This window comes from Reyranella sp. (assembly GCF_036558665.1).
Lineage (GTDB): Bacteria > Pseudomonadota > Alphaproteobacteria > Reyranellales > Reyranellaceae > Reyranella.
In genome coordinates, this window is record NZ_DATBFE010000070.1 from 17,841 (window position 1) to 41,021 (window position 23,181).

Annotated in this window: 24 protein-coding genes; 12 read left to right on the top strand and 12 right to left on the bottom strand. The window is 64.8% G+C overall.

Features of this window, described 5'->3' with window-relative positions:
* Positions 1-41: 41 nt before the first annotated feature.
* The 3 genes from VH499_RS11010 to VH499_RS11020 form a co-directional block, all read right to left on the bottom strand.
* Positions 42-1,025 (bottom strand): G1 family glutamic endopeptidase, encoded by a 984-nt coding sequence (locus VH499_RS11010; protein ID WP_332052776.1) that lies wholly within the window; start codon positions 1,023-1,025, stop codon positions 42-44.
* 83 nt (positions 1,026-1,108) lie between these two features.
* Complete coding sequence (locus tag VH499_RS11015) at positions 1,109-2,008, bottom strand: hypothetical protein (protein WP_332052777.1); 900 nt, start codon at positions 2,006-2,008, stop codon at positions 1,109-1,111.
* A 51-nt stretch (positions 2,009-2,059) separates the two neighbouring features.
* The gene (locus tag VH499_RS11020; RefSeq protein WP_332052778.1) at positions 2,060-3,835 is read right to left on the bottom strand and encodes an adenylate/guanylate cyclase domain-containing protein; all 1,776 of its coding nucleotides are present in this window, start codon (positions 3,833-3,835) and stop codon (positions 2,060-2,062) included.
* A 318-nt stretch (positions 3,836-4,153) separates the two neighbouring features.
* On the opposite strand from VH499_RS11020, the gene VH499_RS11025 reads away from it, so the two are divergent.
* Positions 4,154-5,302 carry a M20 family metallopeptidase gene (locus tag VH499_RS11025; protein WP_332052779.1) on the top strand — a complete coding sequence of 383 codons (1,149 nt, stop codon included), beginning with the start codon at positions 4,154-4,156 and terminating at the stop codon, positions 5,300-5,302.
* Between the two features lie 18 nt (positions 5,303-5,320).
* Positions 5,321-5,728, top strand: coding sequence for a TfoX/Sxy family protein (locus VH499_RS11030; protein ID WP_332052780.1), 408 nt, complete (start codon positions 5,321-5,323; stop codon positions 5,726-5,728).
* Positions 5,729-5,734: 6 nt separating this feature from the next.
* Here the strand turns inward: VH499_RS11030 and VH499_RS11035 are convergent, their stop codons facing one another.
* The gene (locus VH499_RS11035) at positions 5,735-6,628 is read right to left on the bottom strand and encodes an alpha/beta hydrolase (RefSeq protein ID WP_332052781.1); all 894 of its coding nucleotides are present in this window, start codon (positions 6,626-6,628) and stop codon (positions 5,735-5,737) included.
* A 78-nt stretch (positions 6,629-6,706) separates the two neighbouring features.
* Between VH499_RS11035 and VH499_RS11040 the strand changes: the two genes are divergently transcribed.
* Entirely contained in the window at positions 6,707-8,404 is a 1,698-nt protein-coding gene (locus VH499_RS11040; RefSeq protein ID WP_332052782.1) for an N-acyl-D-amino-acid deacylase family protein, read from the top strand.
* Positions 8,405-8,467: 63 nt separating this feature from the next.
* Here the strand turns inward: VH499_RS11040 and VH499_RS11045 are convergent, their stop codons facing one another.
* The 3 genes from VH499_RS11045 to VH499_RS11055 form a co-directional block, all read right to left on the bottom strand.
* On the bottom strand, positions 8,468-9,025 hold the full coding sequence (locus VH499_RS11045; protein WP_332052783.1) for a hypothetical protein: 558 nt from the start codon (positions 9,023-9,025) through the stop codon (positions 8,468-8,470).
* Between the two features lie 109 nt (positions 9,026-9,134).
* Positions 9,135-10,436: an aspartate aminotransferase family protein gene (locus VH499_RS11050; protein ID WP_332052784.1), complete on the bottom strand. Its 1,302-nt coding sequence runs from the start codon at positions 10,434-10,436 to the stop codon at positions 9,135-9,137.
* Entirely contained in the window at positions 10,433-11,038 is a 606-nt protein-coding gene (locus VH499_RS11055; RefSeq protein WP_332052785.1) for a 2-hydroxychromene-2-carboxylate isomerase, read from the bottom strand. The genes VH499_RS11050 and VH499_RS11055 overlap by 4 nt, the downstream gene beginning before the upstream one ends.
* Positions 11,039-11,100: 62 nt before the next feature.
* Here VH499_RS11055 and VH499_RS11060 point away from each other — a divergent pair, with 62 nt between their 5' ends.
* The 3 genes from VH499_RS11060 to VH499_RS11070 all read left to right on the top strand — a co-directional run bounded on the left by VH499_RS11060 (position 11,101) and on the right by VH499_RS11070 (position 13,355).
* Positions 11,101-11,853 carry a glutamine amidotransferase-related protein gene (locus tag VH499_RS11060; RefSeq protein ID WP_332052786.1) on the top strand — a complete coding sequence of 251 codons (753 nt, stop codon included), beginning with the start codon at positions 11,101-11,103 and terminating at the stop codon, positions 11,851-11,853.
* Positions 11,854-11,953: 100 nt separating this feature from the next.
* Positions 11,954-12,916: an SPFH domain-containing protein gene (locus VH499_RS11065; RefSeq protein WP_332052787.1), complete on the top strand. Its 963-nt coding sequence runs from the start codon at positions 11,954-11,956 to the stop codon at positions 12,914-12,916.
* A gap of 4 nt (positions 12,917-12,920) precedes the next feature.
* Positions 12,921-13,355, top strand: a complete 435-nt coding sequence (locus VH499_RS11070) for an NfeD family protein (RefSeq protein ID WP_332052788.1) — start codon at positions 12,921-12,923, stop codon at positions 13,353-13,355.
* Positions 13,356-13,383: 28 nt separating this feature from the next.
* Here VH499_RS11070 and VH499_RS11075 read toward each other — a convergent pair whose 3' ends face one another.
* Positions 13,384-13,542 (bottom strand): hypothetical protein, encoded by a 159-nt coding sequence (locus VH499_RS11075; RefSeq protein ID WP_332052789.1) that lies wholly within the window; start codon positions 13,540-13,542, stop codon positions 13,384-13,386.
* Positions 13,543-13,680: 138 nt separating this feature from the next.
* Between VH499_RS11075 and VH499_RS11080 the strand changes: the two genes are divergently transcribed.
* Positions 13,681-14,886, top strand: coding sequence for an MFS transporter (locus VH499_RS11080; protein ID WP_332052790.1), 1,206 nt, complete (start codon positions 13,681-13,683; stop codon positions 14,884-14,886).
* Between the two features lie 16 nt (positions 14,887-14,902).
* Here VH499_RS11080 and VH499_RS11085 read toward each other — a convergent pair whose 3' ends face one another.
* Positions 14,903-15,349 carry a hypothetical protein gene (locus VH499_RS11085; RefSeq protein ID WP_332052791.1) on the bottom strand — a complete coding sequence of 149 codons (447 nt, stop codon included), beginning with the start codon at positions 15,347-15,349 and terminating at the stop codon, positions 14,903-14,905.
* 159 nt (positions 15,350-15,508) lie between these two features.
* A complete protein-coding gene (locus VH499_RS11090; protein ID WP_332052792.1) occupies positions 15,509-16,447 on the bottom strand; it encodes an acetamidase/formamidase family protein in 939 nt (312 codons plus the stop codon).
* Positions 16,448-16,510: 63 nt separating this feature from the next.
* On the opposite strand from VH499_RS11090, the gene VH499_RS11095 reads away from it, so the two are divergent.
* Positions 16,511-17,383 (top strand): 23S rRNA (adenine(2030)-N(6))-methyltransferase RlmJ, encoded by an 873-nt coding sequence (locus VH499_RS11095; protein WP_332052793.1) that lies wholly within the window; start codon positions 16,511-16,513, stop codon positions 17,381-17,383.
* Here VH499_RS11095 and VH499_RS11100 read toward each other — a convergent pair.
* Positions 17,325-18,563, bottom strand: coding sequence for an MFS transporter (locus tag VH499_RS11100; RefSeq protein WP_332052794.1), 1,239 nt, complete (start codon positions 18,561-18,563; stop codon positions 17,325-17,327). The two genes, VH499_RS11095 and VH499_RS11100, sit on opposite strands and share 59 nt — an antisense overlap.
* A complete protein-coding gene (locus VH499_RS11105) occupies positions 18,560-19,381 on the bottom strand; it encodes a polyphosphate kinase (protein WP_332052795.1) in 822 nt (273 codons plus the stop codon). Before VH499_RS11105 ends, VH499_RS11100 begins: the two co-directional genes overlap by 4 nt.
* 98 nt (positions 19,382-19,479) lie before the next feature.
* On the opposite strand from VH499_RS11105, the gene VH499_RS11110 reads away from it, so the two are divergent.
* Genes VH499_RS11110 through VH499_RS11125 form a run of 4 tightly spaced genes read left to right on the top strand, consistent with a single transcriptional unit; the run spans position 19,480 to position 23,174 of the window.
* Positions 19,480-20,604 (top strand): ABC transporter permease, encoded by a 1,125-nt coding sequence (locus tag VH499_RS11110; protein WP_332052796.1) that lies wholly within the window; start codon positions 19,480-19,482, stop codon positions 20,602-20,604.
* Complete coding sequence (locus tag VH499_RS11115) at positions 20,604-21,428, top strand: ABC transporter ATP-binding protein (protein WP_332052797.1); 825 nt, start codon at positions 20,604-20,606, stop codon at positions 21,426-21,428. The genes VH499_RS11110 and VH499_RS11115 overlap by 1 nt, the downstream gene beginning before the upstream one ends.
* Entirely contained in the window at positions 21,418-22,452 is a 1,035-nt protein-coding gene (locus VH499_RS11120) for an MlaD family protein (RefSeq protein WP_332052798.1), read from the top strand. The genes VH499_RS11115 and VH499_RS11120 overlap by 11 nt, the downstream gene beginning before the upstream one ends.
* Positions 22,449-23,174 (top strand): ABC-type transport auxiliary lipoprotein family protein, encoded by a 726-nt coding sequence (locus VH499_RS11125; protein WP_332052799.1) that lies wholly within the window; start codon positions 22,449-22,451, stop codon positions 23,172-23,174. The genes VH499_RS11120 and VH499_RS11125 overlap by 4 nt, the downstream gene beginning before the upstream one ends.
* Positions 23,175-23,181 lie beyond the last annotated feature (7 nt).

A 23,181-nucleotide genomic window follows, 5' to 3' on the forward strand; every position in this document is an offset into this window, starting at 1 on the left:
TCGGCCGGCTTTTGGCTCCGGGCGACTGCGGGGAATCCGGATCACCGATAGACAGTCATGACCCTGTCTTCGTCGACAGGCCTGGCGATTGATATCTTTGCCGTTCGCTGCGGGTTGCTTCGCATCTCGTACATGTCGATGAGCTTTGGCACCTCCACATCGCGCTCGACTTGCGCTCCGGTGCTCGGGTTGGTGGCGACAGCAAGGCAATCGCTGAACAATACCGTGCCGTAGTCGGGCAGGACCTGGATTTGCGATCCTACCGACGGCCGCTCCAGGATCCATTCAGCGGTGGCACCGGAGATCCGCAGCGCGGGAAAGCCAGGGTTGGGGATCGGGGCGGCCTGGTCGAACAGCATCGCCTGACCATTGGATATGTTCTTGATGAGAAACTTCGCGCTGTTGCGACCGGGGTTGGCGCAAACATTGGCCATGATGAAATCAAGATGTTTGATTGTCGGAAACGGCAGCGGTATGGGAATCCCGGCTCCGCTGACGTCCCTTGCCCACCACTGCCACCAGGCGCGATACTGCTCTTGTGACACGCCCGTCGCGATGTCGAGATCCTGACCGGTACCGATTTGCGGCAAGGAGGATTGATAGTATCGGCGCTGACCATCGAGCCCGATCCACGTCGAACTGCTGAAGAACAGGTTGCCGGCCGCTGCGGCCGCTGGCTTGCTTGGGGTCGGAACCTGCCACGCACCATGGATCGAGTCGAAGATGGTTCCATCCCGCGGTGTCAGGTAGGCACCCGACCAGTTAAGGCTACTCTGACGCCTGGCCAGCAGATCGATAGCGGGGCCTCGGCTATTCACGCGCAGGTCGGCAACCAGTTCGAGATCTGCGGGCGAGATGTCGAATCTCTCGAAGTGCGACCGGGACTCGAACATCTTCTGCCAGAAGGCATGCAGAAGCGGCAGTCGCTTCGGATCCGGCCTCGGCGGGAAGCCGAACTTGTCGAGGTCCTGCGCCGGCGCCGTGAGTGGATCAAAATCGGCGGGCGGCGGATCGTAGGCCGTCACGCTCTCCTTGATCTTCTTGGCAAGGGCCGCGAAGTCCTGTGACAAGCTCCTGGGCTTGACTGCCCGTTTCTCGGGTTTCCTTGTCATGACCATTCACCCGCTGCATCACGAATAGTGTTGTTGAAGCGGTTGGCTGATGCGCCAGGAGGAAGAAGCGGCGGGCAGTTCTTGAGTGCGGTCAACAGCGAACCGGCAAGATCCTTTCCGCCGGCCGAATCGCTGGGATAGTGCAAGCCGGCGATTTCCCGGTTCCGCGCCACCTCGTCGGCGAGGACGCTGAGGTCGTCGTTGATGACGCTCTGGTCGCCGGCCGGCACAGTGGACTGTGACAACACCTCCTCTATGCAAAGCTGCATAAGGTGCGCCTGTGTCGAGTGCCCGCTCGGAAACGACGAATGGCCCGGAACGGGAACCGGAGGCAGCAGCGCCGGACATAGCTGCGAAGGCCTTGTGACGTCGTAAAGGGCCTTGAAGTACAGCGCGCCGAACGATCCGATCTGGCTGGCGATATGGAGGACCCGGTACGTTCTCGGGTGTGAACCCGGCGTTATTGTCAGCAGCGCCATGTAGTCGGAAATGAACTCGACGTCCTGCGACAGGATGGCTCCCATCGCATCGGGTCTTTCGTCCCGTGCCGCCAGGACAAGATTGTTCAGGTCGCCATCGAAGTTTGCCACGAGCGCATTCTTGATGGCCGTGAGACTGGGTTCGGCTGCGGCCGCCCAGCCGGTCGGCGCCAGCTCGTGCAGGATGGACCATGCGTACCACTTCGCCGTCCAGTGACGATCTCCAAAGCCGTCGACAGGCGCAGCCCGGCGCAGCTGTCCAAGCTCCTTGGTGTTGGTCGGATCCAACCTGGTGACGAACGGCAGGTCGGCCCGATCGGAGATGAACCATCCGCCGCCGAATTCGCCGGAAAGGCCGGCATTTCCCGTGTTACCGGTATTGCCGGTGTTGCCCGTATTCCCCGTGTTGCCAGTCATGTCGAGTTCTCCTTCCCGATGCAAACACCGCCCCGTGCACCTTTTTCGACATCAGTCCGGTAGTCCGGCGGAGCGCAAGCGGGCCAGCCAGGTGTCGAGTGTGGTGCCCCGGAAAGGACAGACCTTGGCGTAAGGTCCAAGACGGAAGGTCGGCTGGATCCGCAGCAGGTGCCGTGCCGCAATTGCCGCTTCCTCGCGGTGATCGAGGGCCATGAGCGTGGCGACAAGCGTGCGCGAGTTGAAGCGGATCAGTTCGTTCCGCGCCATTGCGCTGCGCGCCCAGTTCAGCGCTTGCTCGTAGCCGCCGTTGATGTAGTGGGCTTGGGCAAGAAGACCCTCGTGCCAGAACGAGAGTGCATCCAGCGGCGAAAGCCGGACGCCCTGTTCGCCCCGGCGCACGGCGGTCGGGCCATCGCCCAGAAAGCCGGAAGTGGCACTGCCCATCGTCCAGGCCATCGCCAGACTGGGTCCCGCCTCGATGGCGCGCTCCAGAGTAGCGGCAGCCTTGTCGAATTCGTGCAGCAGGAAGGCTTGCGCATGGCCATGCACCGCCAGGGCCAGTGCATCGTTGGCGCCCCGTTCAATCGCTTCGGCCGCGTACTTGGCGCCTGCCAGCGCGTCCGCTCGGGGATCGGGCGATCCGATCTCGCCGACGCGAAAAACGTACCAGAAAGCGATGTAGGAATAGGCCGGCGTATAATTCGGATCGTGTGAGATGGCCTGTTCAAGCAGTCCGCGGGCTCGCGAAAAGGAGTCGTAGTCCATGCGGTAAAGCAGGTCGAGCGCCTGCAGTACGAGATCGTAGGCCGTCATATTCTGCGGATGCTTGCGCATTGCGCGCATGAGCTCGCGTTCGCGAACCTGCGGCGCAATCGCTTTCACCACGTTTGTTGCGATGCGATCCTGGAGGGCAAAGAGGTCGTCCAGCTCGCCGTCATAGTAGTCGCCGCGAATGACATTGCCGGTTTCCGTGTCGCTCAGTTCGGTGCTGATGCGGAGAGTGCGTCCGGATCGACGGACGCCGCCGTACAGGACGTAGCGAACGCCCAGCTGGTCCCCGATCGCTCGTACGTCGATGTTCGCGCCACCGTAACCGAGAGTTGAGCCGCGGGAAACGACGAAGAGTTCCTTGAGTGCGGCAAGGCCACGAATGATATCGTCCACCATGCCATCGACGAAGTAGGCTTCGTCGGGACTGTTCAAGTGCATCCGAAACGGCAGCACTGCGAGCGATGGCCGAGGCTCCGAGCCGGTACTGACGTCGCCGACAAGCTTCGCCGGTGCCATCGGGGCGTTCAACGCGAAGACTCTGGTAGGGCGACCAAGATTGCGAAGATGCAGATCGCCCAGATCGATCATATTGACGCCGATGTCCGGTGCTACCTGCTCGGCAATGGCCCCCGACACGACCACGCCGCCAGCTGTGGCATAGGACTGGAGGCGCGCGGCGACATTGACGCCGTCCCCGTAGATGTCGTTGTGCTCGACAATGACATCGGCCGCATTCAGCGCCATGCGGAAGCTGATTCGCTGGTCGACGGGTTCGCCGACGGTGTGGTTTGCAATGGCCTGCTGCAGTTCCAGGGCGCATCGTGTTGCTTCGTGCGCGCTTTCGAAGATTGCCAGGAAGCCGTCGCCGGTGTTCTTGACGATCTGGCCATGCCTCGCCATTACACCCGGGTCGAGTATCGCCGTGCGCATCTGCATGAGACGCAGGTGCGTTTGCTCTTCATGCGCCTCCATCAAGCGGGTATATCCGACGACGTCGGCGGCAAGTATTGCGGCGAGGCGACGTTGAATTTCTAGCAAGGCACAATCCCCCGGCAAGGCAACGCTACCGAGCGCAACCTTGCGGCACCCTTACGCCACCAGCGGAGTACTCAATGCTTTGCACAACAGCACAGTGCTGCTGCTGATTGTGGAGGAGCCCGTCCTCTTCGCCTATTCGACTATATTACCTGGAAGTGCAGAGCGAAAGCGGCGGCAAGTGCGGTCAGCTCAACATTTGTGTAAGGCCGCATGGCCAGCTATGCCGGCCCCAGGACATCTTTGGCAAGATTGTGAACATATGCGCGGCCAGCGCCGAGCAGCAACGCCGCTTGCGCTATCGCCGGACACCGCGGGCAGAATGGGAGAACCAGCGTCATGGTAGCGGAAAGAAGGAAGAACGAACCGGGGATCGATGCCGAGGAGGTGCTGGCCGGCATCGTCGAATGGGTCTCGATCGAGAGTCCGAGCCACGATGCCAAGTCGGTCAACAGGGTGGTCGACCATGTCGAGGGACAGTTCCGCGATCTCGGGCTGAGCATCGAGCGCACCGCGGGCGTCAACGGCTTCGGTGACATCCTGGAGTGCAGGACGCCGTGGGGCGAGGGCAGCGGCATCCTGGTGCTGGCCCATCTCGATACCGTCCATCCGATCGGCATGATCGAGAAGGACCTCAAAATCCGCCGCGAGGGCGACAGTGTCTTTGGACCCGGCATCTATGACATGAAGGCGGGCGGCTACATCGCCTACTACGCACTGCGCCACCTGATCCGCCAGGGCAAGAAGACCAAGTTGCCGGTCACCTTCATGTTCATTCCCGAGGAAGAGGTGGGCAGTCCGACCTCGCGGGCGCGCATCGAGGCCGCGGCGCGCGGCCACAGATACGCGCTGGTGATGGAACCGGGCCGGGATGGCGATCGCGTCGTCACCTCGCGCAAGGGCGTCGGCCGGTTCGTTATGACAGTGAAGGGACGCGCCGCCCACGCCGGCGCCAAGCACGAAGACGGACGCAGCGCCATCCTCGAGATGGCGCGCCAGGTGCTGCGCATCGAAGGCAAGACCGACTACGCGCGCGGCGTCACCTGCAATGTCGGGCTGGTCAACGGCGGCACCGGCGTCAACGTGATTTCGGCCCAGTGCACGGCCGAGATCGATCTGCGTGTGCCCACAACCGAGCTCGCCGAGGAGATGACGCACTGGTTCCTGAATCTCGAGCCGATCGGAAAGGATGTCGAGGTCTCGGTCGAGGGCGGCATCAACCGTCCACCCTATCGGAAGGATGCCGGAATCGCGGCGCTGTTCCAGAAGGCGCAGACGATCTACCGCGAAATCGGCAAGGAGCTGCGGGACGTGCCGCTGACCGGCGGCGGCAGCGACGGCAATTTCACCGCCGCGCTCGGCATCCCGACGCTCGACGGCCTCGGCGCCGACGGCAAGGGCGCCCATGCGGCCTACGAGCAGATCTACTACTCCTCGCTGGTGCCGCGGACCTATCTTTGCACGCGCCTGCTCGAGACGCTGGAGTAGTGTCGCTTCGGAGGGAGGATGGTCGCCGGCGACAGCTTTGCCGAGTTCCTGCGCGAGCAGCTCGCGCCGCTTGGCCACATCACGATTCGACGCATGTTCGGGAAGGCCGGCGTGTTCTGCGACGGGCTGATGCTCGGGATGCTGGCGGACGACACCCTCTATTTCCGGGTAGATGACCGAAATCGGGCGGCGTTCGCGGAAGCGGCGTCGTTTCCACCCCTCAACTACCAAAGCCGGGGCCGCAGTATAGACCTGTCCTTCTGGCGCGCACCGGACCGACTGTTCGATGAACCCGAAGAGCTCGTCAGGTGGGCACGAGTGGCGCTGGAGGCGGCGCGGCGGGTCGCGGCGAAGCGCAAGCGGACAAAGCCTGGGCGCAAGGTCGCCTCGCGCGAGCCATTGCCACGGAGCCGAAGCCGAAAGTGACGGCGATCAGCTTCCCCGCAGCACGTCGCGGATCGCCGCCACCGTCTCGGCCGGCGCTTCCTGCGGCACGTTGTGGCCGACGCGTGGGATCAGCCTGCGCTCGTAGCCGCCGGTGAACATCTTCGCCTGAGTATCGACCTTGGGCACGGGGGCAACGCCATCCGCTTCGCCATGGAGGTTGATGGTTGGAACTGGAATGATCGGCTGCGCTGCAAGCCTCGCCTCGATGCCGGTGACGGCCGGGTCGCCCGGCGCGTAGCCATAGCGATGGCGGTAGGACTGGATCACCACGTCCACGAAATCGGGATTGTCGAACGACACGGCGCTCTTCTCGAAGGTCGCGGCGTCGAACTGCCAATGCGGGGACCAGAGTTTCCACAGGAGCTTGCAGATGTCGCGTCGGTTCTGGGCGAGTCCGGCACGGCCGCGTTCGGTGTGGAAGTAGTACTGGTACCAGAAGCGATGCTCCTGGACCGCTGCCGCCGGCTTCGCCGACGCGGCGATGTTCTGGATGTTGTAGCCGGTGCAGCTCACCAGGCCACGCGCGCGTTCGGGCCAGAGGGCGGAGACGATGCAGGCGGCGCGGCCGCCCCAGTCGTAGCCCGCAAGCACTGCGCGGTCGATCTTCAGCGCGTCCATGAACTGCAATAGGTCGTTGCCCAGCGCTGCCTGCTCGCCCGAACGCGGAATCTGGTCGGACAGGAACCGCGTCGGGCCGTAGCCGCGAAGAAAAGGCACAAGCACATGACACCCGTCGCGGGCGAGAGGCGGCGCCACTTCGTCGAAGCAGCGCGGATCGTAAGGAAAGCCGTGCAGGAGGATGACCGGAGATCCGTTCGCCGGGCCATGCGCCTCATAGGCGATTTCGAGGGCTTCAGTGCGGACCGAACGAGTTTCCATCCTGCGAGCTTAGCGGACCGGGCTCGCGTTGACAGCCTGCAGGGGCGCGCTCACGCTTCTCGGAAAACAGGAGGAAGCATGGCGCGCTTCGATCGCGTGATCCGGGGCGGCATGATCGTCGACGGCAGCCGCCTGCCGCGCTTTCGCGCCGACGTCGGGATCAAGGACGGCATTATCGCGGCAATCGGCAGGATCGGCGCCGACGAGGCCGACGAGACCATCGATGCGGACGGCCTGATCGTGGCGCCGGGCTTCGTCGATCTGCATACGCATTACGATGCCCAGCTCTTCTGGGACCCCTACTGCACGCTCTCATCGTGGCACGGCATCACCTCGGTGGTGATCGGCAACTGCGGCTTCGGCTTCGCTCCGGTCCGGCCGGCGGAACGCGAGCGGGCCATGATGTCGATGACGCGTGTCGAGGCGATCCCGATGGCTTCGATGAAAACCGGCATGCCGTGGGACTGGGTGACCTTTCCCGAGTTCCTCGACGCCGTCGACCGCGCTCCCAAGGCGATCAATATCCTGCCCTACGTGCCGGTCTCGCCGTTGCTCATCTGGGTGATGGGCTTCGACGCGGCCAAGGCCGGCAAGCGGCCGACGAAGGAGCAGCATGCGGAGCTGCGCCGGCTGCTGCACGAGGCGATGGATGCCGGCGCCTGCGGCTGGTCGGCCCAGCGCATGCTGCCGACGGGCCCCGCCGCCGTGCAGCGCGACTATGACGGCTCGCCGATGCCGACCGACGTGATGCACGATGACACGTGCCGCGAGTTCGCGAGGGTGCTGGCCGAGCGCAACGACGGCTTTGTCCAGATGCTCCTCGTGTCGGGTGACAATGCGCGCGACCGTGCCTTCTACGAGGAGGTGGCAACGCTGAGCGGCAGGCCGGTGATCATGAACGTCGTCCAGGCCTTCGACGATCGGCCGCACATCCACCGTCACGTGCTCGCCTGGCTGAGAAGCTGCCGTGAGCGCGGCATCCGGGTCGTGGGACAGGGGCTCACGACCGATGCGGGCTTCACCTTCACCTTCGAGGAGTGGAACCTGTTCGACGACCAACAGGTCTGGTGCGAGGCGACCACCGGAACGCGGTCGGAGCGGCTCGCCAAGCTTGCCGATCCGGCACGTCGGCCGGCTCTGCGGGCGAACCTGCCGATCACGGCGACCGGTCCGCTGCCGCAGATCGCGATTGTCGGGCCGAGGCTCGACAAGAACAGACAGTGGCTCGACTACACGCTCGCCCATGCGGGCGAGAAGATGGGCAAGCATCCGGTCGACGTCATGCTCGACATGGCGGTCGAGGAGGACCTCAAGACCGAGTTCTTCGCCGCCCCGCCCAACGGCAAGATCGAATACCTGAAGGAGCTGGTCGACGATCCCTATGTGCTGTTCGGCGTCAGCGATGGCGGCGCACACACCAAGTTCCTGACCGCCGGGCGCTATCCCACCGAGACGTTGTGCAAGGTCGTCCGTGAGCACGGCATGCTCAGTCTCGAGGAGGCGCACTGGCGCCTGTCGGCGTTGCCGGCCGAGGTCGCGGGCTTCCGCGGCCGCGGCGTCCTGAAGAAGGGAGCGCCGGCCGATATCATTGCCTACGACTTCGACGGGTTGGCGGTGCTGGCAGACGAGATCGCGTACGATCTGCCGGGCGGCGAGTGGCGTCGCATCCAGCGCTCAGAAGGATACCGCTATATTCTGGTGAACGGTGAGATCACGATGCGGGATGGCAAACCGACCAACAGGTATTCGGGCCGGTTGCTGCGCCATGGAGGCTGAGGCGCATCCGACGCCGCAAGGAGAAAAGACGGCCCTCGGAGCCGCCTTCCTCATTTGCCGCGACTACTTCGGTGGGCAGGGATGGATATTCATCTCCGGTCCGAGATCGTAAGGCGGCGGCGCCTGACTGAGCGAGCTGACCTTGCCGTCGACCGCCCATTCGAGCGCGCGCAGGCTGCGCGAGCAGAATTCCTTGTCCACCGGCGCGCGCTGGGCGGTGCGGTTGGCGAATTCGGTGACGAGGACGTCGACATTGAATCGCTTGCGGCGCGAGAGCTCGGTCAAGGCATGGGCGTTGGCGCTGAGCTCCGGACCGAACTTCCTGACGAACGTGCCGTACGTGCCATCGAAGGCGCGGGCCCCGGACGGAGTCTGGCATTGCAGGGTGGCCACCGTCAGTTCCTGCTGCAGCATGCGCGCGCGAATAATTGCCAGATCGGCGTCGTTGTAGCAGATCGCGCGAATCTTGGCGGCGGGCGGGCTCGGGGTGTTCAACGCCGCCTGATAATCCGGCGCCGGCGGCTTCTTCGCCGGAGCTGCGGTGTTGGGGCCGAGCACGCAGCCGCCCAGCGCCAGGCCCCCTGCCACCAGAAGTGCCGCCTGTTTGACTCTTCTTATCATTCACAGACTCCCAACACGTTGGCCGGAAAGAGGTCAGCGGGTACAACAGTTAGCAGACCGTTTCAAACGCAAATACCGCACAGGCCCCGCCGCCCGCAGGAAAGTGATTTCAATGCAAGGCCTTACCCAAGGCCTTGTCGAAAATCTCGAGCCCGAGATCGATTTCCGCCGGTTCGATAGTGAGCGGCGGGGCAATACGGAAGATGCCGAACCCGCCCCGGACGACGCTGGTCATCATGCCGAGTTCAAGACAATGCCGGGCCACGCCCTGCGCAAGGTCGGGATCCGGAGCCTTGGTGCGGCGATCCTTCACAAGGTCGAGGCCGAGCAGAAGGCCTCGACCGCGCACATCGCCGATGCATTCGTAGCGCTGCTGCAGCGCGCGGAGCCCGGCTTTGAGACGTTCGCCGAGTCGCGCCGCGCGCTCGGTGAGACGATCGCGGAGGATGATCTCGATCACCTTGATACCGACCGCCGCCGGCAGGGGATCGGAGGCATGCGTGGTGTAGAAGAGATATCCGCGCTCGGCCGCCACGTCCTCGATCTCGGGCGTGGTCAGCATCGCCGCCAGTGGCAGGCCGGCGCCCAGTGTCTTGGACAAGGTGAGATAATCGGGCACGACGCCGTCATGTTCACAGGCGAACAACGTACCGGTGCGGCCAAGCCCAGTCTGCGCCTCATCGAAGACGAGCTGCAGCCCGCGGGCGCGACATTCGCGGGCCAGCGCCGCGATATACCCTTCGGGAGGCTCGAGCACGCCACCCGAGCTCAGGATCGGCTCGACGATGCAGCCGGCCAGCGCGCCGGTCGACTGGCGATCGATCAGCTCGAAGCCGAAGGCGAGCTCGGCCTGCCAGTCATAGGCGCCGTTTCCGTCGATGAAGCGGGAACGATAGGCGTCAGGAGCCGGCAGGATGAACGATCCCGGCACGGACGGGCCGTAGCCTCGTCGACCGGAGGAATAGGTCGCCGACGCGGCCCCGCCTGTGACACCGTGCCAGGAGCGGCTCATCGCGACCACTTCGTGCTTTCCCGTCACGAGCCTCGCCATGCGCAGCGCGGCCTCATTCGATTCGCCGCCGGTCGAGACCAGCAGCACGCGGTCAAGCCTGCCCGGCGCGACATGCGCAAGCAGGGCCGCGAGATCGACGACAGGGCGTGACAGGATGGACGAATAGAGATGGTCGAGTTCGCCCATGTAGCATCGTGCGGTCGCCACGATCTCGGGATGGCTATGCCCGAGGATGGCGCTCATCTGGCCCGACGTGAAATCGAGGATGCGCCGGCCGTCGGCATCGGTGAACCAGTTGCCTGCCGCGCGTTCGGCGATCAGCGGCGAGAACGCGCCGCCATAGCGCACGAGATGGGCGCGCGCTTTCTCCCAGAATTGCGGGTCGTCGTTGCCGCTCATGCCGCTGCCAGCGCTGCCCTGACGAGCGGCAGCCGGTCGTTGCCGAAGAACATCGAAGTGCCGACGAACATCGTCGGGCTGCCGAAGCCACCGCGGCTGATCAGCTCGTCGGTGTTGGCGCGCAGTCTCGCCTTGCAGGCATCCGTCTCGATGCCGGCGAAGAAGCGCTGGCGTTCAAGCCCGGCGCGCGCCGCGATATCGGCGAGCACATCCTCCTTGGACAGATCCCGGTCATCGCCCCAGTAGGCCTCGAAGGCGGCGCTTGCGAAGGGCACGAGCCTGCCCTCGTCGAGGGCGACGAACGCGCCGCGCATGCACTTCACGCTGTTGACGGGAAAGACCTTGGGCGGAAACACGATCGAGAGCCCATAAAGCCGCGCCCAGTCGGCGAGGTCCTTGAGCATGTAGGCCTGTTTCAGCGGGTTGGGCTTCGCCCGATTGTCGTACACGGTCTGGTTCACGGCATTGAACACGCCGCCGACCAGGACCGGTTTCCAGGCGATTTCAGCGCCGATCTCGGCCGCAAGTGGCTGGACGGCATGGAATGCGAGATAGGTCCAGGGGCTGGAACAGTCGAAGTAGAAGTCGAGTTGGCGCGCCATTTCGTCCCTTTGCCGTCTGTCGGCCTTGTCGTTGCCACAAGCCGAGCGTACTTTGCAAATCCATGACGGTCCCGGCTGAAAAGCCCAAAAAGATTGCCATCGTCGTGCACCAGGAGCATTCGCGGCCCGGCCGGGTCGGCGCCCTCCTCGCGAGGCGTGGATATTCGCTTCACCGTCTTTGCCCCAATCTCGGCTGCGAGTTGCCCGACGACATGTCGGACTATGCCGGCGTCGTGATCTTCGGCGGCCCGATGTCCGCCAACGATTGTGGCACGCTCGCCGGCATCAAGTGCGAGCTCGACTGGATCCCGAAGGTGGTCGAAGCCGGCGTGCCTTATCTTGGCCTCTGCCTTGGCGCCCAGCTCCTGACCCGCGCGGCCGGCGGACGTGTGTCGCCGCATCCGCATGGTCTGGTCGAGATCGGCTATGTCGACATCGAGCCGACCGAAGCGGGCCGCAACTGGATCAAGGCGCCGATGAAAGTCTATCAGTGGCATCGCGAGGGCATGAGTTTGCCCGACTCCTGCGAGCTGCTGGCCACCAACGAGCGCTATCCGGTGCAGGGTTTCCGGTTCGGACCCAATGCCTTCGGTTTTCAGTTCCACCCCGAGGTCACGCTCGAGATGAAGGAGATCTGGACCATGAAGGCCGCCGAGCGCCTGAAAATGCCCGGCGCACAGCAGCGCGGCGTCCATCTTTCCATGCATACACTTTACGATCCGCCGCTCGATCGCTGGATCGACGGTTTTCTCGACCGCTGGCTGGCCACCGACCAGCGCAGTGCGCCGTCGGCAGCGGCGAAAGGCGGCCCCTAGCAAGCCCAGGTCTGCACCTTGCGGCCCAGCAGCCCGCCGATGCGCGATAGCGTGCCGGCACGCGCTGCGCTAGGGTCCCCGCAGATTGGGGGAGGCAGAAATGGGCGCGCTGATTTTTGTCGTGGCGCTGGTCGTCGTCGCCATCGTCCTGGTCTTCGCAGGTGTGAAGACGGTGAACCAGGGCTTCAACTGGACCATCGAGCGCTTCGGCAAGTACACGCGCACTCTGGCGCCCGGCCTGCACCTCATCGTGCCGTTCATCGACACGGTGGGCCGCAAGATGAATATGCAGGAAAACGTGCTCGAGATCCCGGCGCAGAAGGTCATCACCAAGGACAACGCCACGGTCCAGGTCGACGCCGTCGCCTTCTACCAGGTGATCGACGCGGCACGGGCGGCCTACGAGGTGCAGAACCTCCATTTCGCCATCACCAATCTGGCGCTTACCAACATTCGAAGCGTGATGGGCAACATGGCGCTCGACGAGGTGCTGTCCAAGCGCAACGAAATCAACAACACCCTGCTTGCGGTGATCGACCAGGCCACTAATCCCTGGGGTGTCAAGGTTCTGCGCATCGAGCTCAAGGACATCGCACCGCCGGAGGACATCGTGGTGGCGATGGGTCGCCAGATGAAAGCCGAGCGCGAGAAGCGCGCCACCATCCTCGAGGCCGAGGGCGTTCGCGAATCGAGCATCCAGCGTGCCCAGGGCGAGAAGCAGTCGGCGATTCTGATCGCCGAGGGCAAGCGCGAGGCAGCATTCCGCGCGGCCGAGGCACGCGAACGGCAGGCCGAAGCCGAGGCGAAGGCGACCGCCGTGGTCGCGCAGGCGATCGCCGGCAACGGCACGCAAGCGATCAACTACTTCCTCGGCACCAAGTATATCGAGGCGCTGGCCAAGATGGGCTCGTCGAACAACGCCAAGATGTTCTTCCTGCCGGTCGAGGCGGCGGGAGTCATGGCGTCGATCGCGGGCATCGGCGAGCTTGCCAAGGAAGCGCAGGCGCGCGCGGCGGCGGACGGGGCGAGCCGGCCGCGAGGCTCGGTGCCCGCATCGGGCTAGGCGAATGACGATCGTATTTTGGTACTGGTGGGCGCTGGCGGCGGTCCTGCTCGTCTTCGAGATGATGCTGCCCGGCGTGGTGTTCCTCTTCCTGGCGATCGGCGCGGCAGTGGTCGGCATCCTGCTGCTCGTCGGGCCGGGCGTCGCCCTCGAGTTCCAGCTCTTCGTCTTCGCGATCGTCGCCGTGGCTTCGGCCTTGCTGCTTCGACGATCACTACGCCGCCTGCAAGGCCGCAACGGGGAAGCTTCCCTCAATGAGCGCGGCAAGGCGATGGTGGGGCACGTCTTCGTGCTGGATCAGCCCATCCTGAACGGCCGCGGCCGGCTCACACTCGGCGATGGAAGCTGGATCGTGACCGGCCCCGACATGGCGGCCGGCGCCAAGGTGCGCGTGGCGGCTGTCCACGGCACCGAGCTCAAGGTCGAGCCGGCGCCGTGACGCGTGCGTCAAGGACGCGAGGCAGGCGTCAATTGGACGGCACGACCACGGTCGTGCTTGGCGGCGGTGTAGCGACGACGGCGGCAGGTGCCGGTTGGGGATGCTCGACCACGGTTCGCTCGGATCGGACCGAACAGGCGGCGGTAAGGCCGCAGAGGACAAGCGCCACGACGGTAATTTTCCTCATCGGGGTCTCCTGTGAAGCTCGGATACCTCAACGGCGGACAGGCCCTGCGGTTGCCATGGCCGAAGGCGGGTGGGCGGGGAGCGTTGCCAATAGTTAACCGATAGGTTATGTGTTCTTCCGTGCATACGGAGACGCAGCATGGAACGGTCTTACGGATGGGTGGTGGTAGCGGCCGGCGCGCTGATGGGCTGTGTTGCGATCGGTGCGATGTTCTCGCTCGCGGTCTTCCTGCAGCCGATGTCGGATGCGACCGGCTGGTCACGCACCGGCATATCGAGCGCCATGACCCTCGACTTCCTGACGATGGGCGTTGCGGCCTTCGGCTGGGGGGCGCTGACCGACCGCTTTGGCCCGCGGATCGTCGTCCTGTCGGGCGCGCTCCTGCTGGGGCTGGGTCTCGCGATGGCGAGTCGCGCCGAAAGCCTGCTCGAGTTCCAACTCGTCTATGGCGTGATCGTGGGCGTCGCGGCGGGGGCCGTGTTCGCGCCCATGATCGCGACCGTTACGGGATGGTTCGAGAAGCGCCGCAGTCTCGCGGTATCGCTCGTGTCGGCCGGCATGGGCGTGGCGCCGATGACGATCTCCCCGTTCGCGCGCTGGTTGATCTCGACCTATGATTGGCGCACGGCCCAGCTCACGATCGCGATCGCTGCCTGGCTGCTGCTGGTGCCGACCGCCTTCCTGGTACGCCGCGCGCCGGAGGTGTTGAACGCCAGGGGGCCCGCCGGTACGGGCGATTCGGGCATGACCGTGCGGCAAGCCCTGCGCTCCCCGCAGTTCATCGTGCTTGCGCTCACCTTCTTTTGCTGCTGTGCGACACATTCCGGCCCGATCTTCCATACGGTGAGCTACGCGATCGCCTGCGGACTGCCGGGCATGGCCGCCGTCACGATCTACAGCGTCGAAGGCCTGGCCGGCCTGGGCGGGCGCCTGCTGTTCGGCCTTGCCGGCGACAGGTTTGGGGCCAAGCCGGTGGTGGTCGTGGGACTCCTGATCCAGGCGCTGGGCGCCGGGACCTACTTCTTCGTCCGCGAGCTCGGTGAATTCTATGCGGTCGCGATCGTGTTCGGCATGGCCTATGGCGGAGTGATGCCACTCTATGCGGTGATCGCCCGTGAGTACTTCCCGATGCGCATCATGGGCACGGTGTTCGGCGCCGTCGCCATGATCTCGAGTCTCGGCATGGCGCTCGGACCGATCGTCGGCGGCTGGATCTTCGACACCTTCGCAAGTTATGGCTGGCTCTACATTGCCTCGTTCGGAATCGGCCTGGGGGCCGCCGGCATCGCGCTTGCCTTCCCGCCGTTGCCGTCGCGCGCCCGGCCACGCTTACAGCCGGCTTGAGGAGTGACCGACAGGTTCAGTCGTAGATAACGGGATCGAACGTCGCATCCGTCGCTCCCAGGAGCGACAGCGCGTCCTCCAGGGAGCGGACGATCGGTGGCACATCGAAGCCGGCAGCCGCGTGATGCATGCCATACATGCGAAACAGGCCTGCCATGACGTCGCTCGAAACGATGAACACACGACGCTTGTGATCGGCCGGCCACGGCGCATAGGCGCGGGCGAGGATCACGGTAGTGTCCACCTCCTCGCAAGCATCGCTGAAATCGACGATCGTGTCGGCTGGGCCTCTGCGCGCCACGAACGTTGCGAGCGCCGAGTCGGCAAGATCGAAATTGCTGCGCGTCAATCTTTCCGGGAAAGGCAGGAGCAACAGCTTGTTCGTTTGGTCGAACCGCAGTGGAATGACGAATGGCGCCGCCAGGAACGCTGGCGCTTGGAAGAGCTTTGTCGCCAAGGTCATCGTCGCAGGTCTCCGCTAAAGGACGAGGTACTGCCTAGACTGACACAATCTGTGACAAATGCCGTCTGCGTCTGCGCATAGCGCGGACGCCCTCTCCTGACAGACGTCGTGCAATGCACCGGTGCAGCGGCATCGCGCCGGCCGCACCCGAGACGAATTCTACATCCCGATCAATGCTTTCTCCATCATACAATGCACACCCTTGTTGCCGTCGACTGTCTGGGTGATGTGCAGGTCTCCCTTAAGACTGCACAGCATATAGGCGTCCTCCCGGTTTAGCCCGGTCCCGGCGGTGATCAGACGGATCATGTCGCGCAGGGCTTCCTTGGCTGCATCGTCGAGATCGGGGTCGAAGCCGTGTGTGATCCAGTGGGTTGCCGTCTCGGCGCGCGGATTGTTGAGTTTCATGTCCTTACGCACGGTGAATCGGAAGGTGCCCGAGAGCGAGGTCTCCAGAGCCGTGAGGTTCACCTCGCCGTCACCCTGTATGCCATGGCCGTCCCCGGTCGAGAACAATGCGCCTGGCGCGAAGACGGGGAAATAAACGGTGGTACCCACATTGAAGTGCCGGTTGTCGATATTGCCCCCGAAGGCGCGCGGCTCGATCGAGCTGCACTGGCCCCATTCCGGCGGCGGCGCCACGCCCATGATCCCGAAGAAGGGTTTGAGCTGGATCTCGGTCCCCCATGGCAGGGTGCAGACGCCGCGATTGGAATCGATCGGGATGTGGGTGAGGCGATAGAACGGGAAATCTTCCGGCAGCGTGCCCATCAGCGGCCGCTGGACGTTCCAGCCCCAGTTGGTGCGGAATTTGATATCGAGCACCTCGACCGCCAGCACATCGCCGCGCTCCGCTCCCTCGACATGGACCGGACCGGTGAGGATGTGGCGGCCGAGATGGGGCCTGAGCTTGGCCAGGATCGCGCGGTGCTCGGGCAGCACGTTCATCGGCGGCTGAGGCAGGATATCGGTCCCACCGGACACACAGTGGATGGTGGCGATATCACCCGATTTCAGCCCGAGGGACGGCTTGAGCTGATTGTCGAAATAGCCCCAATGGCAAGTCTCGGGCGAGGAATGAAGCTCGTGCGTGGCCATGCGGTCCCCCCTGGTATCAGCGTTGAAGCACGAAGCGAGGCCTCAGTGCTATAGGCGGAAGTGATGAACTATCGCCATGGCTACCATGCCGGCAACTTCGCCGACGTCCTCAAGCATGTCGCACTGGTCGAGCTCCTCCGGCTCCTGACCGCCAAAGACAAGAAGCTGTTCGTGCTCGATACCCATGCCGGCGCCGGCGGCTACGACCTGGAGGGCGGCGAGGCTCTCCGGACCGGCGAGGCCGCGACCGGCATCATCCGCCTGTGCGCCGCCGGCCGGGCCGACATGCCTGCGCCAGTCGTGCGCTATCTCGCGGCCGTGGCCGCTTACGACCGCAAGTTCGGTCGGCCACGCCGACAGCTCGGGCACTATCCCGGCTCGCCGCGCCTGATCCGGCTCGCGTTGCGGGCAGGCGACCGGTTCGTCGCCTGCGAATTCCAGCCGCGCGAGGCGTTGGCGCTCAAGCGCGAATTCGCGGGCGATCGCGCGGTCGAGGTGCGGCAGGCCGACGGTTATCAGGCGCTGAAGGCGCTTCTGCCGCCACCGGAGCGCCGTGGGCTCATGCTGATCGATCCGCCGTTCGAGGCGGCCGACGAGTTCGAACGGCTGCTGCGCGCCCTGCGGCATGGGCTTCGCCGCTTCGCGACCGGCTGCTACGCGGTCTGGTATCCGGTCAAGGACACTGCCGCGACGGACTTCGCAGGGGCGCTTGCGGCCCTCGCGCTGAAGCAGTTGACGCTCGAACTGCGGCTGGGCGGGCCGGTCGAGCCAAGCGGGCTCGCGGCCTGCGCTCTCGCCGTGATCAATCCACCCTGGAAATTCGAGCAGGCAATGCGCGAGGCGCTGCCATGGATCGCCGAGCGTCTCGGGCACGGCGTCAGGGCGATCGTGCGCGCCGGGTCAGCCAGCGCGCCGGTTCCGGCGCCAGAACCATGATCGTGAAGGCGATGAAGCAGAGCAAGGCTCCGGCCAGGATCGCGCCGGCATAGGAGCCGAAGAAGTCATAGGCATAGCCCGCGGCCGGCGAGCCGAGCAGAGCCCCGAAGGCGACCCCGCTATAGAGCGCGCCAATGACGGCGCCGAGGGCCCGGCCGCCGAAATAGTCCGCGGCGAGAGACGGCGCGATGGCCACGAAACCGCCGTAGAACGCCCCGAACAGCAAGGCGAAGAAGACGAGCGCAGTCGCGCTCGTCGACAGCGACCACACGACCAGCATGACGCCTGCGCCGATCAGCATCAGGGCGAAGGAGAGCCGGCGGCCGAGCCACGGGGTGATGCTCGCGAACAGGAATCGGCCCACCGTGCTGCCGACGCCCAGCAAGGTGATCAGCAGCACCCCGAACCCCGATCCCAGGCCGATATCGCGCACGTAAGGCACGAGATGGACGAAGGGGGTAAACAAGCCGAACGACATCAAGAGCGCCGCCGTGTAGACGGCCCAGAACGGCCCGGTCCGCACGGCCTGGGCGAGCGTGAAGCCGGAGGACGAGGGCGACGCCTTGCCGGCGGCTGCAGCCTCGCCGTCCGGCTCCAGCCCATAGAAATGCGGACCGCGGCGGATCAGCAGCCCGGCGACGCCCGCGCCCAGCACCGTGAGGGCGGCCAGCACGAGATAGGTGTCACGCCAGCCGATACGGGCGATCAGCGCGTTCGCAAGCGGTGCGCCGATCAAGGTTCCGACCCCGATGCCGGCCACGGCGAGGCCGCTTGCCGTGCCGCGCCGCCGCACGAACCAGTGCTGGACGGCGGTCACACTCGGCACGTAGGAGAAGCCCACGCCCAGTCCCACACCGAGGCTGTAGCCGAGATAGACCTGCCACAGCGTGGAAGCGTGGGCGGCGATCACCAGACCGAGCGCGACGATCAGCAGGCCTCCGGTCACGACGGGCCGCGGGCCGACGCGGTCGCCGACCAGGCCCGCCGGCAGGCCGAGCAGGAAGTAGAGAAACGCCGCGATCGAGAAGACGAGCGAGGTCTCGCCGCGCTGGGCGCCGAACTCCGCCTCGAGCGGACCGAAGAAGGCGGCGAAGGAATAGGCGACGGCATAGCCTGTCAGCATGCAGACGAAGGCGCCGGCCACCACGCGCCAGCCGGGGAAGACACGCGTTTGGATCACTTCTTGCCGCCGCCATCGTTCTTGTCGTCAGGTTTCCAGCCCCACAGCTTGCGGGCGGCCTCGGCGATGCGGGGGTCGAGCTCATGCTCGGTGATCTTCACGCCGCGGCCCAAGGCGTCGGCGATGATGGCCAAGGCCGCGAGGCGCGCCTGCTTCTTGTGGTCGGTCGGAATGACGTGCCACGGCGCGTGATCGGTGTCGGTCTTGTCCAGCATGTCCTTGTAGGCTTCGAGATACTGTTTGCGCTTGGCGATGTTGCGGAAATCCTCGAGACCGAGCTTGTGGCGCTTGTACGGCTTGCGAAGCCGCTCGATCGTACGTCGCTTCTGTTCCTCGGCGCTGACATGGAAGAGGAGCTTGATGACATGTACGCCGTCGTCCGTGAGCTGGCGTTCGAATTCGTTGATCTCCCGATAGGCGCGCTTCCAGGCCGCTTCGTCGCAAAAGCCCTCGATGCGTTCGACCAGCACACGGCCATACCAGGTGCGGTCGAAGATCGCCCAGTTGCCGGGCGCCGGCAGCCTTTCCCAGAACCGCCAGAGATAGTGCCGGCCCTGCTCGGCAGGCGTGGGCGCGCCGATTCGCCAGACATGTGTCGAACGGGGCTCCAGGCCGTAGATGATGCGCTGGATCGCGCCACCCTTGCCGGCGGCGTCCCAACCGTCGATGCCGATGATCACCCGGCCACCGGTCCGCATATGATGCACCTGGAGATCCAGCAGCCGATGCTGCAGCTTCTTGAGCTTGTGCTCGTAGGTCTCGTCGTCGATCGGCTCGTCGATCATCTCGATATGGTCGAGCACCGGCCATTTGCCCATCGTTTCCCTCCGGCAGCCGATCGTGCCAGCCGGCGATCATCGACGCAATTTGCCATCCTGATTGACAGGCTGGACGCCCACCGCGACTAATCCCTCCGATGGTTTCGACTCCCATTTTCAAATATGTCGAACAGGGTGGCACGCCCGTTCTCCAGGCTTCGGGCAACTGGACCGTGTTCAGCATCCGGGGTCTGCGACGTCGACGGCGGCTGAACCGCGATCGGCCGCCGGTCCGACAGGAGCCGCGGCTCATCGACATCACCGGTGTGGAACGCCTCGATACGGCCGGCGTTCTGGAGCTGTTGCAACTCGCGGGAGGCGGACGGGATACCCCCGTGCGGGCGAGAGAGCAGGGTCAGGCCGACCTCTTTCGCGTGGTCCAGTCGCACAATGTCCAGACGCCATCCGAACCGCATGTCAACTGGATATCGAACTGGCTCGCCGAGGTCGGACACAGCCTGGTCGACATCTATCTTCAAATCATCGCGCTCTGCGACTTCTTCGGCGAGATCCTGGTCGTCACCGCGGGTGCGCTCGCGCAACCGAAGCGGTTTCGTCCCTCCGCCATCGTGCGGCAGATGTACGAAGTATGGATTGCGGCGCTTGCCATCGTCGGCGTGCTTTGCTTCCTGATCGGCGTCGTGATCGCCTATCAGGGCGTGCAGCAGCTCAGACAGTTCGGAGCGGAGACCTTCACTGTCGAGGCGGTCGGCGTCGGCATATTCCGCGAGCTGGGCGTGCTCCTCACCGCCATTATCGTCGCCGGCCGCTCGGGCAGCGCGTTCACCGCCCAGATCGGCACGATGCAGGTCAACCAGGAGGTCGATGCCATGCGCACCATCGGCCTCAATCCGATCGAATGGCTGGTCCTGCCACGGATCCTCGCGCTCCTGCTCTCGATGCCGCTGCTCGTGTTCTGGGGCAATATGGCGGGCTTGCTGGGTGGCGCGGTGGCCTGCACCATCTATCTCGACTTCACCTTCGTGCAGTTCTTCGCCCGCTTGCGCGATACGGTCGGCATCTGGAACTTCTATACCGGCATGATCAAGGCGCCGGTGTTCGGCATGATCATCGCCGCGATCGGCTGCTTCGAGGGACTTCAGGTCCGCGGCAGCGCCGAGAGCGTCGGCCAGCTGACCACCCGATCGGTAGTGGAATCGATCTTCTGCGTCATCGTGCTCGACGCGGTGTTCTCCATCATCTTCCTGCTCGCGGGCGTGTGATGGCCGAAGGCGGACAACTCGCCGACCATCGCAACGGCCGCGACGTGATCCTCAGGCTGCGCGGCGTGCGCACGCAGTTCGGCGACCACGTGATCCACGACCATCTCGATTTCGACATGTTTCGCGGGGAGGTGGTCGGGCTGGTCGGCGGTTCGGGTACCGGCAAGTCGGTCCTGCTGCGCACCATCATTGGCCTCAATCCCGCGCGTCGCGGTGAGATCGAGATTCTCGGCACCAACACGCGCCACCTGCGCGGCAAGGCGGAGCACGCCCTGCATGCGCATATGGGCGTGCAATTCCAGGACGGTGCGCTGTTTTCGTCCCTCACGGTAGCCGAGAACATCATGGTGCCGATCCGCGAGCACGCGGGCCTCGAGGAAGAGGCCATGCGCTGCATTGCCGCCCTCAAGATCGCGCTGGTGGGTCTGCCGCCGGACAGCGGCGAAAAGAGGCCGTCGGAGCTGTCCGGTGGCATGCGCAAGCGCGCCAGCCTGGCGCGCGCACTTGCCCTCGATCCCGAACTCCTGTTCCTCGACGAGCCGACCGCCGGTCTCGACCCGATCGGCGCCGCCCACTATGACGAGCTCGTGCGGGAGCTTCAGCAGAGCCTGGGCCTCACCGTGTTGATGGTGACGCACGACCTCGACAGCCTCTATGCTGTCTGCGACAGGATTGCAGTCCTGCTCGACAAGCGCGTGGTGGCAGGTACCATGGACGAGTTGCTGGCCTACGATCATCCGTGGGTGCAGGAATATTTCCACGGGCCGCGCGGGCGGGCGGCAGCGACGGGGCAGGAGCGAAAAGCAGCGTCCAATGGAAAATAAGTCGCCTTATGTGCTGATCGGCGCGGCGATGATCCTGTTTGTCGTCTCCCTCGTCGGCTTCGTCATCTGGAAGCTGCGCGAGGGCGATCAGACCTCGTACGCCTACTACGTCATCCTGTTCTCGGGCGACGTCCAGGGACTGAGCGTCGACTCGCCGGTCTACTACCGCGGCCTGCGCGTGGGCCGCGTGCAGGACATCGAGCTCACTTCGCGGCGCGACGTCCAGCGCAGCACGGGTCGCGAGCGCCTGAGCGAGAAGATCGAGGTCACGGTCGCGGTGGCCTCGCAAATCGACATTCGCGAACGGTCCTACGCGGTGTTCGAGAAGCCGTTCATTGCCGGCGCAGCCTATATCCAGATCGTGGGGCGGCTCGAATCCGACGAGATCAAGCCGAAGAAGAAGCTCGGCGACAAGCCGTATCCGGAAATCCGGGAAGGAGCGTCCTTCCTGCAGGCGACCTCGACCTCGGCCCAGGAGCTTCTCAGCAAGGCGAGTGTGACGGTCGATCGCCTGAACACACTGCTCAGCGAGGACAACCTTGCCGCCTTCAGCGATACGATGCGCAATATCTCGACCGTGACGGGTGGCGTCGCCAAGCAGGACGCGGCGATCCAGTCGGCCCTCGCGCAGCTTCCCGGCGCCGTCGCCGATTTCCATCAGACCTTCGACAAGCTGAACAAGCTTTCAGATTCGCTCGCTCTGATGGCGATGGAACTCGGACCGCAGGACGCGCAGACCCGCAAGGCGCTCGCGGGCAGGAACAAGGGCGAGCTGGCGAAGACCATCGACGACGCGAGGGTGGCGCTCAACAGCATCAACGGCGCGGCGAGCCAGCTCAACAAGCTGCTGACCGCAAGCCGCCAGCCAATGCAGCAATTCTCGCAAACCGGACTTACGGAGCTCTCGCTCGCGATACACGAGCTCAGGGAGCTGACGGCCAATCTCAACATCATTGCCACCAAGCTCGAGCGCGATCCGGCGGGCTTCGTGTTCAGCGGCAAGCAGGGGTACACGCCCAAATGATGCGCTTTGCTGCGGCAGCCGCCGCGCTGCTGCTGGGCGGCTGCGCGCTGATCCAGGCGGCCGAAGAACCGACCAATCTCTACCAGGTCACGCCCAAGAGCACCTTCGATCCCGATCTTCCGAGCGTGCGCTGGCAGCTCGCGGTGGAGGTTCCGGCGGCGGCGGCCAATCTCAATACCGGCCGCATCGCCATCGCCCACTCGCCGACCTCGTTCGACTATTACGCCAAGACGGCGTGGACCGACCGCGCCCCGCTGATGGTGCAGACGCGTATCGTCGATTCCTTCGAGAACTCGCGCAAGATCATAGCGGTGGCCCGCGAGTCGATCGCTCTCGTGCCCAACTATCTGCTGCAGCCCGACCTGCGCAATTTCGAGGCGATGTACTACTATGGCGGTCCGCCGATCGCCCATGTGCGCATCGTCGCCAAGCTGGTCCAGATGCCGGACCGGCAAATCATCGGCGAGGCGACCTTCGAGCGTTGCGTGCGGGCGCGTGCCGACAAGGTTCCGAAGGTCGTGGAAGCGTTCGATCAGGCGCTGGGCAGCGTCATCAAGCGCCTGGTGGCCTGGACGCTGCGCACGCCATCGCCAAGGCTGCCGACAGAGCAGACCGCAGCTGACATCAGCAAATTTCGCAATCCCGCCAATGTCGTGGTCGACAGCACCAATTGCCCCGTTGGCAGCGACTCGTCGATGGTGCCCGTTACTGACGAGCCCTGAGCAGACG